Source organism: Paenibacillus sp. UMB7766-LJ446 (genome assembly GCF_030226665.1).
GTDB lineage: Bacteria > Bacillota > Bacilli > Paenibacillales > Paenibacillaceae > Paenibacillus > Paenibacillus vandeheii.
This window is the reverse complement of record NZ_JASOYM010000013.1, coordinates 163,696-181,230: the sequence shown is the minus strand read 5'-3', so window position 1 is coordinate 181,230 and position 17,535 is coordinate 163,696. Positions and strand designations below refer to the sequence as shown.

Genomic DNA, 17,535 nt, shown 5'->3' with positions numbered 1-17,535 from the left:
CAATATCCCGTAGCCTATTCTGGCACCATATTATAACACAAAAAAGCGGCAAATTCGAAAATTGGCCGCTTTTTAATCGCTAAAGATTTGGTAAATGTACCGTTCATGCGGGTATACCCTTACATTAGCATATCTAGCTCACTTTTGTTAGTCTTGTTTACTTTCCTCGTGCCGGATGCGGAGTGTCTCGCCATGCCCCAGCACCCGAATGCGCTCTGGGTTGATTCCTAGTCGTTCTCGTTCCGCTTCCATTCGATCGAGTGCTTCCTTGGGTGTATCATCCGCCAGCTTAAACGTTCCATAATGCATGGGGACCATAAGCTGGGAGCCTGTTTCTACAAAGCCCTGCAGCGCTTCTTCCGGCGTCACATGCTGGGATGTCATGAACCACTCTGGTTCGTATGCGCCGATTGGCATCAGGGTGACACCGATGTCGAAGCGTTCACCAATGGTTTTGAATCCCTGAAAGTATCCTGTATCCCCCACAAAATAAATAACAGGCGGGCCGCCGGGAGGATTAGCAGCTGATGCTGATGCTGATGCTTCTGATGGATCATCCGTTCCAGCTGCTCGGGAATTTTCATGAGCACGGTCTTGGCTCGTCGCAGCAGTCTCTTCAGACGGGACAACCGCGGGATGATGCTGTTCCAATACATAACCGCCCCAATGGGACGTGTTGGTATCAAATAAGGTTCGGCGCGTCCAGTGCTGCGCAGGCACAAAGGTTATTTTAACACGGCCAAGCGTAATATGTTCCCACCATTTCATCTCATGACACCGATGGAATCCTTTGCGCACCATTTTGCGCTTCAGTCCATCGGGAACAATGAGCAGCGTCTTGGCCGTGACCAATTTCCGCAGCGATGCGAGATGCAAATGATCATAGTGGGAATGCGAGATGAGAATGACATCCAGAGGCGGAATATCCTGAATCGGAATGCCAGGCGCACCGAGTCTGCGCTGAAATCCCATTTTTTCGGCCCAAACCGGGTCTGTCACGATGTTTAATCCATGATATTGAATAAAAAATGTGGAATGTCCAATCCAGGTAATCGTGGTTTCAGCCTGGTTGGCATGCAGATAATCTAGTTCAGGTGGGTGCTTGGGCACGGTGTAGGAATAATCCTTCATCTTGCTGCGCCGTTGCTCCCTCCATTGCTTGAATTCCTTCAGCGTTTTGTCCGTACTTACATTATCAATGTTGTTATAACGGATTTTCGGCATGAAAGGGCCCTCCTCCCCTCCTCTGTATCTTAACAAAAGATTACCCCGAATTGGAAAGTACGTACCAACGAATCAATCCCTTGGATTTTTGCATTTCGCCAAATAGATGAACAAAAACGCAATTGCAGCCACAATGATCAGTGGTGGGGCGTACATAATCGTAAAGGTCTCAAAAAAACTCAACCCCGTTATACCGGGAATCCCCGTCACTCCCGCGTCAGAGCTGAGAAGCAACCTAGGAAGCATGATGAACAGCATGTTGGGAAGCATGAACGGACTCATCCTTTCTTTTTACCAGCATTACCGCGCACATAATTGGCATCAAACAGAAACAGCTTCATAATGAGCACGAGTGAAGGAATGAGCACCAGCAGTCCAAGGCTGAACGCCGTAATAAGCGCAATACCCATCGTCTTGTTCGTAAAGCTGTCGTAAATATTAATGTACGGATACAGAATGTATGGAAGATGCGAGCGCCCATAGCCGTACCAGGCAAAGGCAAACTGCAGCATGACGGCGATAAAGCACCAGCCCATATATTTACGTTTCCATACCAGCGAGACGGCGATCACAAAACAGATAAAAGATGCGATGAACATCCAAGAGATATTTAACATCTGCTCAAAGTGTGCGGGATTCTGTTTGTTGATCTGCAAAAATGCCAGAAAGCTGGCAAAGATCGTAGGCAGACTCCATAGGAGCGCATATTCCCGCAGGACTTCAAACGCAGTCTCATCCTCCGCCCGCTTGGCGTAGTAGGAAAGAAACATCGCAGAGATATACAGCACGCTTACCAAAGCAAGCAATACAACAGACCAGGTATACGGATTCGTCAGAAACTCACGCCAGCGAAAAAATACCTGGTCACCCACCTGCTCAATAATTCCACCTTCGGATATCGCCAAAATGGTGGAAAACACCGCCGGAATCAGCAATCCCGTTGCTCCGTACAATGCCATGTAGATCCGGCTGTTCTGCCCATGGTTCCCGTAGGTATTATAGGCGTAGTACACGCCCCGGATGGCAAGCAGCACAATGGCCAATGAACCTGGAACAAGCAGCGCTGTCCCGTAATAAAAAGCGCTATCCGGATAAAATCCGACCAGACCGACAACAAAAAAGATCAGAAACACATTCGTCACTTCCCACACGGGGGAGAGATAACGCTGAATAATGTTATGAATTTTGTTCTCGTGTCCGCTTAATATGCTGTAAAAGCTGAAAAATCCGGCTCCAAAATCAATCGAAGCCACGATCAGATATCCAAACAGAAACGTCCACAAGATCGCGATGCCTGCAATTTCAAAACTCAATGCACGATCCCTCCTTCCAGGCCGAGAGACTCCAGTTCCTTCTCTGCTTCCTTGTTACGGAACAGCTTGCTGAGTACCCGGATTGCGGAGAAGCAAAGGATTAGGTACAGCAGAATAAACAGAATCAGCATCCACCCCACGGAGGTTGACGTTGTTGCGGCTTCCGACACGTTCATGTAACCGCGCAATATCCAGGGCTGCCTGCCGACCTCGGCAAACATCCAGCCCAGTTCAATGGCAATCATGGCCAGCGGCCCGAGCAGGACGATGCCGAGCAGCAGCCATTTGGGATAAGGCTTGCGCCCCGGCAGCCAGCGACGGATTACATAGAGCACCGGAATCAGCAGAATGATCACGCCGGTCGTCACTTTCAGGTCAAACATATAGTGAATGGACAACGGCGGTCTGAGATCGGCCGGAAATTCTTCCAGCCCTTTCACTTCCGTGTCGGGTCTGTTTCCCGCCAATATGCTGAGTGCATAGGGAATCTCAATGGCGTATTTCACTTCATTGTTCTCGTCAAGAATGCCCCCATAGACCAGCGGCGCCTTCGTCATTGTTTTGAAATGCCACTCCGCGGCGGCCAGCTTCTCCGGTTGGTATTTCGCTAGAAATTTACCGGACGAATCTCCGATCATGACCGTGCTGACCGCAAATACGAGTGCACATACCGTTGTGAGTTTAAGTGCCTTTTTATAATAGACATGGTTCCGACCCCGCAGCAGACTGAACGCGGCGATACCTGCGAGAACCCCTGCACTTAAGGTATACGAAGAGGCAAGCACATGAGATACCTTCGTTGGGGTAGCCGGATTCAGCATCGCGGCAATCGGATGGATATCCTTCATAATGCCATTAATCAGGGTAAACCCCTGAGGTTGGTTCATAAAAGAATTCACCGTTGTGATGAATATCGCAGAGGCAGAGGAACCCAACGCCACCGGAATAAGCAGCAGCATATGCGTATATTTCTTTTTGAAACGGTCCCATGTGTAAAGGTAAATGCCAAGAAAGATCGCCTCCACAAAAAAGGCGAACGTCTCCATAAACAGTGGCAAGGCAATCGCCTGCCCCGCTACTCGCATAAACATCGGCCACAGCAAGCTGAGCTGTAAACCGATGGAGGTGCCTGTAACCACACCCACGGCAACGGTAATGACAAAACCACGCGCCCATCTGCGCGCCAGCAAGGTGTAATGGATATCATTGGTGCGCAATCCGCGCCATTCAGCCAAGGCAATCATGAGTGGAACACCTACACCGATGGAGGCAAAAATGATGTGCACAAACAGGGTAAGACCGGTAAGCATCCGGCTGAGTAGAACAGGGTCCAGGGATGACATGGGGTTACACTCCTCTTTCACATAATCATTATGTACGACTTCATACCGCCTGGATGACGATATAACTCAATAACTCATGATCCGGATAATACTTTTGACAACGGCATATAGCACAATCACGGCTGCGACCAAGCAGACGATAATAAGGGTTTTCTCTTGTTTACGGAACATAGACCTGCCGTCCTCCTTTTGCATGGAATGCAAATTATTGGCTCTATATACAGTTTGCAAAAGAAGTTGTTTTTTTATCCGGGAAATTTTGAAAAACAAAAAAGCCCTTATCGATTTCAGGATGAAAGCATCCTTTCCGATAAAGACTTTCTCTTGCCTTACACGAGTTCGTCTTGCTTGGGCAATCGAACCTTGAACGTACTTCCTTTGAGCGGCGCGGATATAAAGGTTAGCGTACCCTGGTGATCCTCTACAATTTTGCGCGAAATGTAAAGCCCCAGTCCAGTCCCGCCAATCTGGCGATGATCCGAATTGTCCACACGATAAAACTTTGAAAACAGTAGGTCCTGCACGTTCTCTGGAATACCTATGCCATAATCACGTACATCGATGCATAACCATTCTTTCTCTTCCCACAGCGTAATATCAATTCGGTCTGCTCCAGGCGAGTACTTGACCGCGTTACCAATCAAATTATGGAGCACCTGAACCATACGGTTCTGGTCCGCATAAGCAAAAAAGTCTCCATTAAATGCATGCACATAGATGCGCTGAATGGATTGCATATTCCATTGCTCTGCAACACCCTCAACCAGTTCAAGCAAAGGTACATAGGTCTTGTGGTAGGTCATACCTTCATTGTCCAAACGTTGAATATCAAGTACATCATCCAGCAGACTACTCAGCCGCGAACCTTCCGAGGATATGGTTTCCATGAACTCCTGACGCTGTGAAGCAGGAAGATCATACATCATCATTAGTTCCACATAGCCCATAATGGTCGCTACAGGGGTTCGAAGCTCATGCGAGACCACACTGATCAGTTCGTTTTTCATCCGATTCAGACGTTCTTCCTCCGTACGATCGCGGAACACCAGCAGAAATCCATGGTTTTTACCGGGAACATCCACTTGCTTCATGTACAGGGAAAATACACTCTTTTCCACATCATTGAATATAAATTCAGTTTCAACAAAAGCCCGTTGTCCGTCCAGAAATGCACGCGTCTGCTCCATCAAATTGAAATCGGGGGTTAACACCATGGTGTCAATCGCATTAGCTAGATCCTCAATGGATCTGCCCGAAAAATCTCCGAGACCAAACATTTCTTCAATTCTTCTGTTCACTATCGTGATGGTGCCAGACCGATCAGACATGACCAGACCTTCCCGAACGGATTCAATGAAATGCTCGCTAATGTCCCGCTGCTCCTGAATGGCAACTTTTTCGTGAAACAGTTCAGCATTCAGTTTCTCCAAGGCCAGTGCATGACGTACACGCTCTTCCTCAGCTCTTGTCCGCTCGGTAATATCCTTGATAAACAAGTTATACAGCGTTTCGTTATTGCCCAACTGAATTTCTACAATTTTGTACTCAATCGGAAAAACTGAACCATCCCGGCGTATGCCTGAAATCTCTTCCACAATGACATGCCGTTTACCCAAGATAAACTCAAATCTTTCCAGCATTTTTTTGATTTCCATATAGCTCGCTCCCTGGAATAGGGATGGGGCTTCCTTCTTGAATACCACTTCTTCCCGTTTCAGTCCAAACATTCTTTCGGCTTCGGGATTAAACTCGATAATCAGCCCGTTCAAATCCACAGCAATAATGGCATCGATGGATGAATCAATAATCGCTCGTTTGATCTCCTCACTATTCTTCAGCTCTTTCGTTCGTTCTTTGACTCTATCTTCCAGGGTGTGCTTGTCCTGGCGAATCTGTTCGAATTGTTCAAGGAGCACATCGGCCATTTTGCGCAGATTGCCAATCAAAATCTGTACTTCGGTTACATGACTGCTCGGCCACTCCATTTTTCCATTACGAAATAACAGCCTTGGCAGAGAGCCAGTCATGCGTGTAAGGCGCTTCAATGGACTTACCACTTTTCGACTGAGCGGAGCGGCTACAATCATGGAAACCATGAAAATGATAAACAACGATTGAAGTGTAGTCAGATAGATCGACTCGATTCGTGTATAATAATGGGCTGAACTGGTCTCAACGAATACTCGGTATGCTGTACTTGTAGTCATATCTGCTTCGTACATGAACGAAGCCTCTTTCCAGTGAGTAAGCACATCACTGTAATAAGCATCACCGGAGCGAAATAAAATGCTGTTCTCCCCTGGATTCAGAAAACGATAATTATTGAAATCCAGATGTTCTCCTACCCGAAGTGTATCCAGCCCTGAAGCAATGACCCTATCATTGGAATCCAGAATAATGACGTTTACGTCCAGCAGATGATGATAGCGCTCCATGCTCTGCTGCATGTTCTCATTGGTTAAATATTGTTCATTTAAATCCTTGATAACTGCATTGGCAGCATGTTTCAGGTTCAGCATGATGGTATCATTTATTTGCCCCAATTGTCTGCGACTATCCGCGGACAACAGGGTAAGGGAAACAACTACTACAAAGGCTACAACGTATTTAAAAGCAATTCTCGTGAGCGGAATGGTTCCTGTTCGTTTCGACTTCAGTTCACCATTTATAATCCAGAAGTCCACCACTATGCCTGCAATCAGCGCGTTAACCATGCTGATTACAGCGACATGCATATAGCCATACTTTAATTCGTCAAGACTGATGCCCATGATGAAATATCCGTAAAAAATCACTGGCAGTAACATCACAACCCAAAATACGGCGTTGGCTTTTATGATGCTTCCATTTTTCGAGCGTATCTGCCACAGCAGCATCCAGATCAATTCGATGAAATGAGCTCCGATCATAAACAGGCTGTTAGGGACCAATTCTGTGCATAACACACCCAAAGAGCTGATCCCTATATAGGTAATGAATCCGTAAATAGCCCCATGTAAGCGCAGGGCAATAAAAGCTGCGGCTATACCGAACATTAGCTGTACACCATAAAATAAAGTTAAGGGAAATATCGTTCCAAGCGTCCCAAGGATAATAAGTATGGCAGTGCCCAGCCACGGAATACGGAGTTTGATTATCACCCAATCTAACACCTTGCTAGCCTTTATGTAGTCCATAGGCAGTTGCCCTCATGACTGATTTCTATGTTTGCATTCAACAACAACGTTGGTTCCTCCCGTAAAATAAAGCTCGTAAAATCGACTTTTTTCCCTTTCATCGATCTGATACATTATACTGTAATTACCTCTCCATGTAGCTTTGGGAAATTTTGAATGATCGGCAAATAAGCTACATTCATGGTAAAATACTGAGGTTTGGCTCGAACTCTATACAATTCTCTACATATGCATCCTATATTCTGGAATACAAACATTAAAAAATTTGCAGTATTCCCTCACAAAATTACGACAAATTTCTAGAAATTTCTTAACAAATTCATTTCATCAGGAGTGTGACCTCAATGGCTATTAAAGTACTTCTTATAGAAGATGAGAAAAATCTGGCCGACATGATTGCTTTCTTTCTTGAGGAGGAGGGTTACATAACTGAACGGGTTCATCATGCACGCGAAGCTCTTCAACTTTTCCCACGATTCCAGCCTGATATTGTAGTGACTGACTTGATGCTGCCTGAAATGGACGGCAATGATCTGGTTGATGCGTTTCGTCAGCACTCCACTGTACCCATACTCATGATCTCAGCCAGCACCATGCTGAATGATCGGCTCAGAGCATTGCATAATGGTGCGGATGATTTTCTATGTAAACCCTTTAGTCTGAAAGAGCTGGATGCCCGCATGAAGGCTTTACTCCGCAGATCGGCAATCGCCTATCCGAACAAACCGGTAAAAGAGGACAAGCCTGCTGAAGTCGCTGGACATGTCAGTGTAAATGAGTACAGACGAACCTTGTTTGTGGATGGTCATGAAATCGAGGTTACGCATATCGAATTTGAGATTATGAAGGAATTGTACCGGAATCCCGGCAAGGTATTTACCCGCAATGAACTTATGGACCGAATTAAGGGCTCAGAGCGGGCATATCTTGACCGTACAATCGATGTACACATCTCCAGTCTGCGCAAAAAAATTGAGCCCGACCCCAAAAATCCACGGTATATCAAGACGGTTTGGGGAACGGGATATAAATACGTCATTTAGTACACGGCGAAATTACATAACGGCTCATGTCCTCTCTCTGTCATCGTCTCATCGACCGGGTTGAGGGCAGAGCTGTTTTTGATTTGCAGGCAACAGAATGCAGCCACCGCTGGATTTCCATGATCAGTCCTTCGGGTTCTTTCTCTTGCCAGAGAATCAACTTCATCAGACCGGTGCCCGTGATAAGCTGCAAATGGCGCTTGCGAATCAGGGATTGGAAATCTGTAATCACCAGTAAAGGAATCTGAGGCACAAATGCCCGGATGGCATTCGCTGCTGAAACGGCTTGCCCGGCATCCTGATAATCCACAATACAATAACGGGCTGTTCCCCATTTCGACCCGACCATGCTTTCCACATTTTTTTCTGTCTTAATTGCTGACTCCCTCTTCTCGTCTGTTATCCATTCATTCAACAATTCAATAATATGATCATAATCAATACCACGACTTCCGTCCGAAAGTACGGTAATGGGTTCCATAGCGATTACCTCCAGTTCATTCTCTTGTCTTATTGTGCCAATCTTCATTTAAAAATGTTCGTGTTCGCACATAAAAGAAGTGTTAACTATCTTCGTACATTTTCACAAACGCCGTAAGGTTCATTACCCATTTCGCAGTTTGCAGCAATTCATGTAAAATAGGGATATGCCCGTGCCCATTGCGGGAAATTTAAGTATGAATCCGGTACAGGAGGTTATGAACCGATGAATATTGTTTCCATTGAACCAACACCCAGTCCCAATACAATGATGCTGCATCTGGATGAACGTCTGGAGGACGGGATTCGCAGAACATATACACTGGATAACGAACGGTCTGCTCCGGCGTTTATTCGCCAGATGCTACATATTCCCGGAGTAAAAAGTGTATTCCATACGACTGACTTCGTAGCGCTCGACCGCAAGGGAAATGCGGACTGGTCCGTCATTCTTGGCGAAGTTCAAAGTCGTCTGGGGCAGCAGGGAATTGATCTGGATTGGATTGAATCTGAAGATGCCTCTGGTGAGCACTTCGGTGAAGCACAGGTATTCGTTCAATTCTTCAGAGGCGTGCCGATGCAAATTCGGGTCAAAGCCGGCGCGAAGGAAGAGCGGATCTCGCTCTCGGATCGGTTCGTCAAAGCGGTTACTGAAGTCGCCAGTGCAACGCTGATCAAGGAACGGAAACTGAGTGATTATGGCGTTCGCTACGGGGAATTGCCTGAAATTGCAAGAGAAGTTGAACAGGAGCTGGAAGCAGCATATCCGCCAGAACGTCTGGAACGAGTGATCCAGCAAGCCATTGAACACGGCACCAATGCGGAAGAGTTCGTGGAACGTCGCCGCCAGCTGGATGGTGCCGAACTTGAAGAGGCTTTAAATAGTGAGGACTGGAATGTACGTTATGCTGCATTTGATGGTATGGAGCCTACAGCAGAACGACTGCCACTTGTAGCCCATGCACTCCATGACAGTAAAATGCAGATACGCCGACTGGCGGTCGTATATCTCGGTGACATCCGTACACCGGAAGCGATGGAACTGCTGTACGAAGCTCTACAGGATAGTTCGCCTGCTGTACGCCGGACTGCCGGAGATACCCTCTCCGACATCGGTGATCCCGCAGCAACGGCAGCCATGACAGCTACGTTATCCGATAAAAGCAAGCTTGTACGCTGGCGTGCAGCCCGCTTCCTGTACGAAGTGGGGACCGAGGAAGCAGAGCAAGCACTGCGGAAGGCAGCAGATGACCCTGAGTTTGAAGTTAGCCTGCAAGCCAAAATGGCACTGGAACGGATCGAATCCGGGGAACAGGCAGCCGGAACGGTATGGCAGCAGATGGCCGGGCGTAACAAAACGTCGGAATAGTCCTTTGGATTCATATCCAACAATTGTTATTGCACTGGAATACCATGGGGGTTATACTAATTGTCTGTTTACCAAACAGAACATGGAGCGTTACGTTCTGTGATTTATAACTTCATAGACAATAGATACACCTCATCCATGATGATGAGGTAGAGGTCGCGGGTGCGATCAGTACGCTGAAGGAGGCGCTAAGGAGCCGCTTATGAATTCAGCCGAAAGGTGCACCCGCCGAAGCCCGCAGGACGTTCCTTACGTTGTCCAGCGCGGCTGGGGCTGTTGCCGAAAGGTGCAGAACTGTCACAGATGAATGATACCTTTCTCGGAGGGTATGATTTCTTCTGTGTTGAGCTATCTTAAACATTCGGGACGAGGTGCGGACAATTGATATAAAGACCGCAGGCTAATGCCTGCGGTCTTTTGTGTTATTTGCCATTGTTCTGAACCCATTAGCACGCTGAAAGAAGGAGTGTTTCCATGCAAGATCGCAACAACCAAACCACAACAGGGCCCACCCTGAAAAAAGGACTACGCGCACGGCATATGACCATGATTGCACTCGGTGGCTCCATTGGTACAGGGCTGTTCCTCGCAAGTGGAACAGCCATTTCCAATGCAGGTCCCGGCGGTGCACTGATTGCTTATGCTGCCGTCGGCATCATGGTTTACTTTCTAATGACCAGTCTCGGAGAACTGGCTACCTTCATGCCTGACTCCGGTTCATTCAATACGTATGCGGCCCGCTTTGTCGATCCGGCCCTTGGGTTCGCCATGGGCTGGAACTTCTGGTACAACTGGGCAGTCACCATTGCGGCAGAGCTCGCTGCGGCAACCGTACTCATCAAATACTGGTTCCCTGACAGTTCATCCATGCTGTGGAGTCTGTTGTTTCTCGTATTAATCTTTGCCCTGAATGTGTTGTCCGTCAAAGGATATGGAGAGTCGGAATACTGGTTCGCCATTATCAAAGTCGCTACCGTCATCATCTTCCTTACCGTTGGTGTGCTCATGATCTTCGGCATTATTGGCGGAGAAGCGGTTGGATTCAGCAATTTCACAGTAGGTGACGCACCATTCCATGGCGGATTCTTCGCGGTTCTCGGTGTATTTATGGCCGCCGGGTTCTCTTTCCAGGGAACGGAGCTCATTGGCGTCGCAGCCGGTGAAAGCGAAAATCCGCGTAAAAATGTCCCTCGTGCTATTCGGCAAGTGTTCTGGCGCATTTTGATCTTCTACATTCTGGCGATTACTGTCATCAGTCTGATCATTCCTTACACACATCCGGATCTGCTCAAAGGTGATCTGAACAATATCGGAGTCAGTCCGTTTACCCTTGTCTTTGAAAAGGCAGGTCTGGCCATTGCTGCTTCTGTCATGAATGCCGTTATTCTGACCTCTGTACTGTCAGCCGGGAATTCGGGCATGTATGCTTCAAGTCGTGTCCTGTATGCTCTTGCTCGAGATGGCAAAGCACCTCGCTTTCTCGGTCGGCTGAACAAAAAGGGCATTCCAATGAATGCCCTGCTCTTGACCACAGCAGTGGGTATGCTTGCTTTTCTAGCCTCCCTTTTCGGTGATGGCATTGTATACACCTGGCTGCTTAATGCATCCGGTATGTGTGGCTTTATCACCTGGCTTGGCATTGCCATCAGCCATTATCGCTTCCGCCGTGCTTATGTGGCTCAGGGACGGGATTTGAACGATCTGCCCTACCGTGCACGCTGGTTCCCATTTGGGCCGATCTTTGCTTTTGTATTATGTATCATCGTCATTGTTGGACAGAACTATCAGGCGTTCACGGGCGATCAGATCGATTGGAGCGGAGCCCTCGTCGCTTACTTGAGCGTTCCATTGTTCTTGGTATTATGGCTGGGTTATAAATTTGTTAAGAAAACAAAAGTCGTACCGCTACAGGAATGTGATTTTACTCCATCATCAGAATGATTATACCCAAATAATGATATTAATCAGCATTGGGTTACTCTATTTTTAAATAAACAGGCAGCCTTCCTTCTTTCTACGAAAGAAAAGGCTGCCTGTTTGATTTGTCCAGGTTTTGTATATGTCCCTATGTTTACAATAGAGCAGTTAATCTATTTTTGGACAAAAGGGGTACACGTAAATGAAATTCTTTTTTTCCATGCTTGTTGTTCTGGGGATCTTACTTCTTTTCTTGCCTCTTCTGCAGGAAAAGTATTTTGACTGGCAGCAAGCCAAAGTTATGGATGAGCTGAAACAGCTACAACTCGACCTAACTAAAATCAATGAATCTTTTGAACAAGCCAGACAGGATCCTGCCTCAATCGATGATGATACCGAAGACAAAGAACAGGAAGGTTATCCTCATGCACTTGGGGTTATTACAATTGACGAGATTGATGTGCAGCTGCCCATTCTGGAGGATGCAACCGAAAGCAATATGAAGGTTGCAGCAACGCATCTTGTGGAAACAGCCCGCATCGGGACTGAAGGAAATGCAGCGATAGCCGCCCATCGTGCTCACAAAAAAGGACGCCTGTTCAACCGAATGGGAGAATTGGAGATTGGTGATTGGATTAAAGTCACTCTGGCAGATCAGACCCATATCCAATACAAAGTGGATCAGATATCCGTTGTGGAGCCTACGGACTTGTCCGTACTTGAGGACCCCCATCTGGGACAAGTGCTCACCTTGATTACCTGTGATCCATTAGTAGATCCAACGCATCGGCTGATTATAAGAGCCGTCCAAGTGACTTCAGAGATTGCTCAGCGTGACCTGCCTTAAACATGAACATGCTGTATAAACCAAAAACACCCCTGGCATGCGCGCGGTGATTCTGAATCTCCGAAGCGCTTATGCTGGGGGTATTTTGTTGTAGCTGTTAAGAAATATCCGAGGTTACATGTTCCCGTCTACGGATTCATTTGTTGTCTTCGACGGAGATACAAATATCCCATACTGCCGAAAATAATCATAAGAGTCCCTACAAGAGTGTATCCCCATGTTCTCTCTTCTCCTGTTTTAGGCAGCATGCCTAGGAAAGAACCGTCCTTCCCTTCCTCTGCTCCTGCAACATTCGTATCTGCAGGGGAGGAAGTATGATCCGCTCCTGGGCTGGCAGCATCGCCAGCATTGCCAACAGCTGAAGGATCCTCTTCGTCAACAACAGTCGAATCTCCTGGTTTGGAAGGGGACTCTCCCCTATCCGGATCCGTCCCCTGGTCGGTTCCATCCTCTGGTTCTGAAGTTTCAGGCGTTACCACCGTGCCTGGAACCGTTGTGTCCGGAGTTGATGGATCTGGCGTTGATGGATCTGGCGTTGATGGTTCTGGCGTTGATGTCCCCGGATTCGGTGTTCCTGTACTTGGCGTTCCCGGATTATAAGGCTCACTTGGCCCGCCCGGTACCGGAATGGCGATATTCGTCTTTTCCACCACTACAGTTTCCGTCTGTTTATTCGTAATCTCGAATTCAACCGGTGTTTGGTCCAGTCTATATCCTATTGGTGCTTTTATTTCAACCAGCTGATACTTATTGGGTTCCAAGTCTCTCAGAACAATCTCACCATTGGAATTGGTAGTCAGTTTGGCTTCATCAATGCCTGTAACCACTTTGAATTCCCAAACACCGTTGGCATCCATCAGAGCACTTTGAGCACGTAATTCAAAAACGGCTCCTTGCAGATGTTGCGATTTGCCTGAATTATATTTAATCAATTTAACAGAACGGTCATTTTTTTTATTTTCAATCGTTAATAGAGTTACTGGTTTCGTAATCGTTACAGCCGTTTCAGGTTGTTCAATAACGAAACCTTCTGCCTTGGTCTCTACCAATGTATAGGGGCCATACGGCAAGCTGTCAAACTCAATCACTCCGTTAAGATCCGTCACTTTTTTGTCAATCACATCCGCTTTACTGTCACGCAGTTCAAATTCAATTCCGCTTAATACGGACTGACCCTTGGCATTCACTTTTGTAACGACCAGCTTGCCACCGGAGCCCTGCACATTCGTATGAGATAGGGTGAGTATCCGGGTTTGATTCGCTGCAATTGTAAACGGAACTGGTGTTGCGTCCATTTGATAGTACGCAGGCGCTTCCGTTTCTATCAATTCATAGTCCCCTGGTTCGAGATTTCCTTTGGCGATCCTTCCATCATCACCTGTCGTTAACTCCGCAATTTTATCTCGGGACAGACCATTCTTCAAATACAATTCAAATGTTGCACCTTTCAAAGTCTTCGATGAATCCACAGAGTCCACTTTCGTTAATTCGAAGCCTTGTCGAATTTTTTCATTTTTAATTTCAAAGGGTTGATCCGGGTCTTTGAAATCAATGGTTTTCCCTGTGGAAGCTCCATACTCCGGATCAATCAAATAGCCATTCGGTGCAGATAATTCCTTTAACTTGTATGGCAGACCATTGGTTTGATCGTTAAATCTGTATTTTCTGGAGGTCTCGACCTCTCCATTGACATCTGTTGGTTTCAACGTTTCCAGAAGCGTCGTTCCGGACGCATTATAGATGGCGAATATCGCTCCCTCAAGCGGAAGACCTGTATCATCTACTTTATAGATCTTCATTTTACCGACACCTGTAGATGCTCCACCTCCAGCTCCGGCCATGGAAACTCGAATGCCTGTCTGATGATCTGACCCCGTTACCGACGAAGACTGGCCTGCGAATTCAACTTTATTTCCTATTCTTTCCCCGCTATCGGCATTAATAAAGGATTGATACTCCAATATAAAAGCGGTCTTCATCTCATTCTTAAAGGTAAAAATAAATGTATTGCCTTCCACAATCAGTTCATACTCACCAGCATCAACCAAACCAGCCTTGGTAGACACATTCCCTGAGTTGTTCGCAGGCAGATCGGTCGCATATAACTTTAACGTATCTGCAAGCAAAATCTGATTATCTGATAGCGTATCCGTTAATACGGAACCTGCGGCTATATAAGATTGGCTTGGGTTGATATTTACAGTCCAGGCAGCCTTATCACTTGAACCTAGTTGCTGTCCTGTTTTCTGTACGTAGACGCCACCGTGTTCAGGTGTAACATTCACTGATTTTTCAAAACGTACCTCTCCCCCCTCACCATCCGTCAAGACAGCATGATTGGAATAGGTACCCTCTACTGCAAAATCCCCATCCAAACTGGTTTTATACACAACCCGATAGGCAGCCTTTCCAATGTTTCCGAGGTTTAATGCAAAACCTTTACCATCCGAGTTCAATTGGAATTGCCCAGGTAACAGTGCAACTTCGTCACCAATGGCAATGACGTTATTCGCTCCCGCTAGTGTGAGCTTATTTACTTTCAAAGAGCCATCTACAAAAGATTGATTACCTGTGTACGCATCCTTGAGAATAGCGTTCTGGATATCATATAAATTATAATTCACATCAATCGTCCAGGTAATCGTTTTGTCCTTCGCGCTGTATTCGCCCTTCTTATTGCCGTTCTGTATCGTGTAATCTTGGGGTTTGACTACAGCCGATTTGGTAATCGAAGCTTGTGGTACATTCGACTCCTTCCAATTCAAAGTAGCCTGGTTACGATATTCATTGTTAGTTGGCATACCTGCCGTTGGATCAAAGCTGGTCTTATACGTAATCACATGCTCTTTATTGATCATACCGTCAGTCTTCAATCGGATAGAGAACCCATTTTCAAAGTTTATATCACTTGGATCAGCTACTGGCTCAAGTTCAAACTGATCCTTTTGATCCCCACTAATTTGAAGACTGCCCGGAATGAGCTTTAGCTTCATATGTCTTCCTGCGTAATTGTCCGTAATGACGATGTCCGTCATCTCCTTCAAATCACGGTTCAGAACAATCTTCCACTCGATCTCCTTGGTATTAAAATCTTCGCTTTGAACACTTTTCGCAAAAATAATTTCCTGAATGTCCTTTTTGCCTTCTTTTTCTGTACCGTCATACATATTGACCGTATTCGTTACCGTAGCATCTTTATAGACGCGATCCATCGTTTTGGTTTGATATTCAATTTCATAAGCATTGGTGATGTCATTTTTAAATTGTAATTTAAAGCCATCATCAAAGCCTGTGCTCACTCCTGTGAGTGTATATTCATTGGAATTCACTAAAGTAGTACCCGCTGGCTTGCCATCACCGTCGATGTCTACTTGATGTACTTTTACCGAACCATCAACCAACTCATGTTTCGTTGTGTCAAAACGATCTTCAATCCATGCGTTCGCCTGCGTAATCTCTTGTTGATTGTAATTGTATTGCACTTTCCATGTGATCGTCTGGGTCACTGGATTGTATGCACTCTCTTGTCCGGATTTTTTCAAAGGCTCATTAAAACTCACCCTCACGCTACCGATGTCAGTTTCATCATGTTCGCTCTGATCACCTGTAAGAACCACCTTATTTTCATACAAAACGTTCGTAAAAGATGCAGTTGTTGGTGCTTTGATACTCGTTGTATACTTCACACGGTATGCCTTATCAATATTCCCCAAAGCGATCGGAAACTGAGTTTCTGTTCTAACTGTACTTCCTTCTTTGACAGATCCGTCTAGTTGAATATGCAATTCACTAATCTCAATATTCCCCTTAAGTGGACCTGCCGAGAGCGTGTCATTCAGAACGGCATTGTTAATGCCCTTCTCTCCCTGGTTGAAATCGACAGTCCATTCAATCTCATCCGAGTTGAAATTGTTCTTATTTGCGATCCCCGATTTCGTGAGTTTATCTATGGCTGTATTCTGAAAATGCACATTAATGATGCCTTGTCCAACGGAACTAAAGTCTATTGGCTGTTTCAAGCCGCCATCCATCTTGCTTTCATCGAACTTGATCCAAACGTAGAAATTCCCCTCCAGCTTCTCACCTACGATACGGTCATTAAACGTAAACGTGATCTCTCCATCCGGATTGACGACATATTCCCCAACTCCACCATCCAAATCCCCTTTTAGTTGCGATCCAATTTTGAATTTGTCTGGTAAACGAAAAGTAAAAGTGGAACCATCACTATAAGTATGGGTATCGTTTGGAAGCCCCCATGTGAAGACCACAGCCACCTCATCCTTAACGCTAGGTCGTATATCTTCGATACGCTCCCCTTTTATATTCATATTTCCATTTCCATCGTACTCCGGTATTTGATTATACATTTGAACACTTGTAATTAAATTTTCCTTTATGACTTCCGCAGCATTATTGGCCAGTGCCAGAGTACTCGGATCAACTACAGCTTCTGAATTGAGATCTGATTGTTCTGCAGATTCATTAGACTCGGGAGAATCCATTGACGGACCATTATCATCATTCCCTGAGATAGGTTCAACAGAACCTTCTTCTGACGCTGTATCCATAGTTACAATTGCTGTCATATCATCCTGAGCATGCATGGTTGGTGTAAACATCCATCCTTGCATCATTTGCGTGATCAGCAACAAAGCTATGATCACCATGCTCACTTTTTTGTTCATTTTTTGCAATTCCTCCTCTTGCATAATGTTGGCATACACCAACAAAAAGAATAGCAAAGAGACATATACAAAAAATAGACAACGCCCTAATCGACGTTCTTCTAACACAAAAAAGAACGCTTCTCAACGAAGCGC

Annotated in this window: 11 protein-coding genes and 1 riboswitch; of the genes, 4 read left to right on the top strand and 7 right to left on the bottom strand. The window is 46.0% G+C overall.

Translation table 11 applies throughout. The annotated features are described in order from the left end of the window. Positions 1–147: 147 nt before the first annotated feature. The 5 genes from QP794_RS26550 to QP794_RS26535 all read right to left on the bottom strand — a co-directional run bounded on the left by QP794_RS26550 (position 148) and on the right by QP794_RS26535 (position 7,020). On the bottom strand, positions 148–1,224 hold the full coding sequence (locus QP794_RS26550; protein WP_285079743.1) for an MBL fold metallo-hydrolase: 1,077 nt from the start codon (positions 1,222–1,224) through the stop codon (positions 148–150). Between the two features lie 72 nt (positions 1,225–1,296). After that, positions 1,297–1,470: a cytochrome bd oxidase small subunit CydS family protein gene (gene cydS, locus QP794_RS33390; protein ID WP_443146349.1), complete on the bottom strand. Its 174-nt coding sequence runs from the start codon at positions 1,468–1,470 to the stop codon at positions 1,297–1,299. Positions 1,471–1,502: 32 nt separating this feature from the next. After that, a complete protein-coding gene (locus tag QP794_RS26545) occupies positions 1,503–2,537 on the bottom strand; it encodes a cytochrome d ubiquinol oxidase subunit II (RefSeq protein ID WP_024631373.1) in 1,035 nt (344 codons plus the stop codon). Beyond that, positions 2,534–3,880: a cytochrome ubiquinol oxidase subunit I gene (locus QP794_RS26540; protein WP_285079742.1), complete on the bottom strand. Its 1,347-nt coding sequence runs from the start codon at positions 3,878–3,880 to the stop codon at positions 2,534–2,536. Before QP794_RS26540 ends, QP794_RS26545 begins: the two co-directional genes overlap by 4 nt. A 329-nt stretch (positions 3,881–4,209) precedes the next feature. Continuing rightward, positions 4,210–7,020: an ATP-binding protein gene (locus tag QP794_RS26535; RefSeq protein ID WP_285079741.1), complete on the bottom strand. Its 2,811-nt coding sequence runs from the start codon at positions 7,018–7,020 to the stop codon at positions 4,210–4,212. 380 nt (positions 7,021–7,400) lie between these two features. Between QP794_RS26535 and QP794_RS26530 the strand changes: the two genes are divergently transcribed. Further along, entirely contained in the window at positions 7,401–8,099 is a 699-nt protein-coding gene (locus QP794_RS26530) for a response regulator transcription factor (RefSeq protein WP_285079740.1), read from the top strand. 40 nt (positions 8,100–8,139) lie between these two features. Here the strand turns inward: QP794_RS26530 and QP794_RS26525 are convergent, their stop codons facing one another. Beyond that, positions 8,140–8,580: a hypothetical protein gene (locus tag QP794_RS26525; RefSeq protein WP_285079739.1), complete on the bottom strand. Its 441-nt coding sequence runs from the start codon at positions 8,578–8,580 to the stop codon at positions 8,140–8,142. Between the two features lie 225 nt (positions 8,581–8,805). On the opposite strand from QP794_RS26525, the gene QP794_RS26520 reads away from it, so the two are divergent. The 3 genes from QP794_RS26520 to QP794_RS26510 all read left to right on the top strand — a co-directional run bounded on the left by QP794_RS26520 (position 8,806) and on the right by QP794_RS26510 (position 12,712). Continuing rightward, positions 8,806–9,948, top strand: coding sequence for a virulence factor (locus QP794_RS26520; RefSeq protein ID WP_285079738.1), 1,143 nt, complete (start codon positions 8,806–8,808; stop codon positions 9,946–9,948). Positions 9,949–10,090: 142 nt separating this feature from the next. Continuing rightward, positions 10,091–10,307: riboswitch (Lysine riboswitch) on the top strand. 115 nt (positions 10,308–10,422) lie between these two features. Next, a complete protein-coding gene (locus tag QP794_RS26515) occupies positions 10,423–11,889 on the top strand; it encodes an amino acid permease (RefSeq protein ID WP_285079736.1) in 1,467 nt (488 codons plus the stop codon). Positions 11,890–12,067: 178 nt separating this feature from the next. After that, positions 12,068–12,712 (top strand): class D sortase, encoded by a 645-nt coding sequence (locus QP794_RS26510; protein WP_285079735.1) that lies wholly within the window; start codon positions 12,068–12,070, stop codon positions 12,710–12,712. Between the two features lie 128 nt (positions 12,713–12,840). On the opposite strand, the gene QP794_RS26505 is transcribed toward QP794_RS26510, so the two are convergent. Next, a complete protein-coding gene (locus QP794_RS26505) occupies positions 12,841–17,400 on the bottom strand; it encodes a collagen binding domain-containing protein (RefSeq protein WP_285079734.1) in 4,560 nt (1,519 codons plus the stop codon). Positions 17,401–17,535 lie beyond the last annotated feature (135 nt).

What these genes read in the sequence shown, in the direction of transcription:
- QP794_RS26505 (WP_285079734.1), bottom strand. Translation starts at nt 17,400, where the DNA reads ATGAACAAAAAAGTGAGCATGGTGATCATAGCTTTGTTGCTGATCACG.
- QP794_RS26510 (WP_285079735.1), top strand. Translation starts at nt 12,068, where the DNA reads ATGAAATTCTTTTTTTCCATGCTTGTTGTTCTGGGGATCTTACTTCTT.
- QP794_RS26525 (WP_285079739.1), bottom strand. Translation starts at nt 8,580, where the DNA reads ATGGAACCCATTACCGTACTTTCGGACGGAAGTCGTGGTATTGATTAT.
- QP794_RS26515 (WP_285079736.1), top strand. Translation starts at nt 10,423, where the DNA reads ATGCAAGATCGCAACAACCAAACCACAACAGGGCCCACCCTGAAAAAA.
- QP794_RS26520 (WP_285079738.1), top strand. Translation starts at nt 8,806, where the DNA reads ATGAATATTGTTTCCATTGAACCAACACCCAGTCCCAATACAATGATG.
- QP794_RS26540 (WP_285079742.1), bottom strand. Translation starts at nt 3,880, where the DNA reads ATGTCATCCCTGGACCCTGTTCTACTCAGCCGGATGCTTACCGGTCTT.
- cydS (WP_443146349.1), bottom strand. Translation starts at nt 1,470, where the DNA reads ATGCTTCCTAGGTTGCTTCTCAGCTCTGACGCGGGAGTGACGGGGATT.
- QP794_RS26530 (WP_285079740.1), top strand. Translation starts at nt 7,401, where the DNA reads ATGGCTATTAAAGTACTTCTTATAGAAGATGAGAAAAATCTGGCCGAC.
- QP794_RS26550 (WP_285079743.1), bottom strand. Translation starts at nt 1,224, where the DNA reads ATGCCGAAAATCCGTTATAACAACATTGATAATGTAAGTACGGACAAA.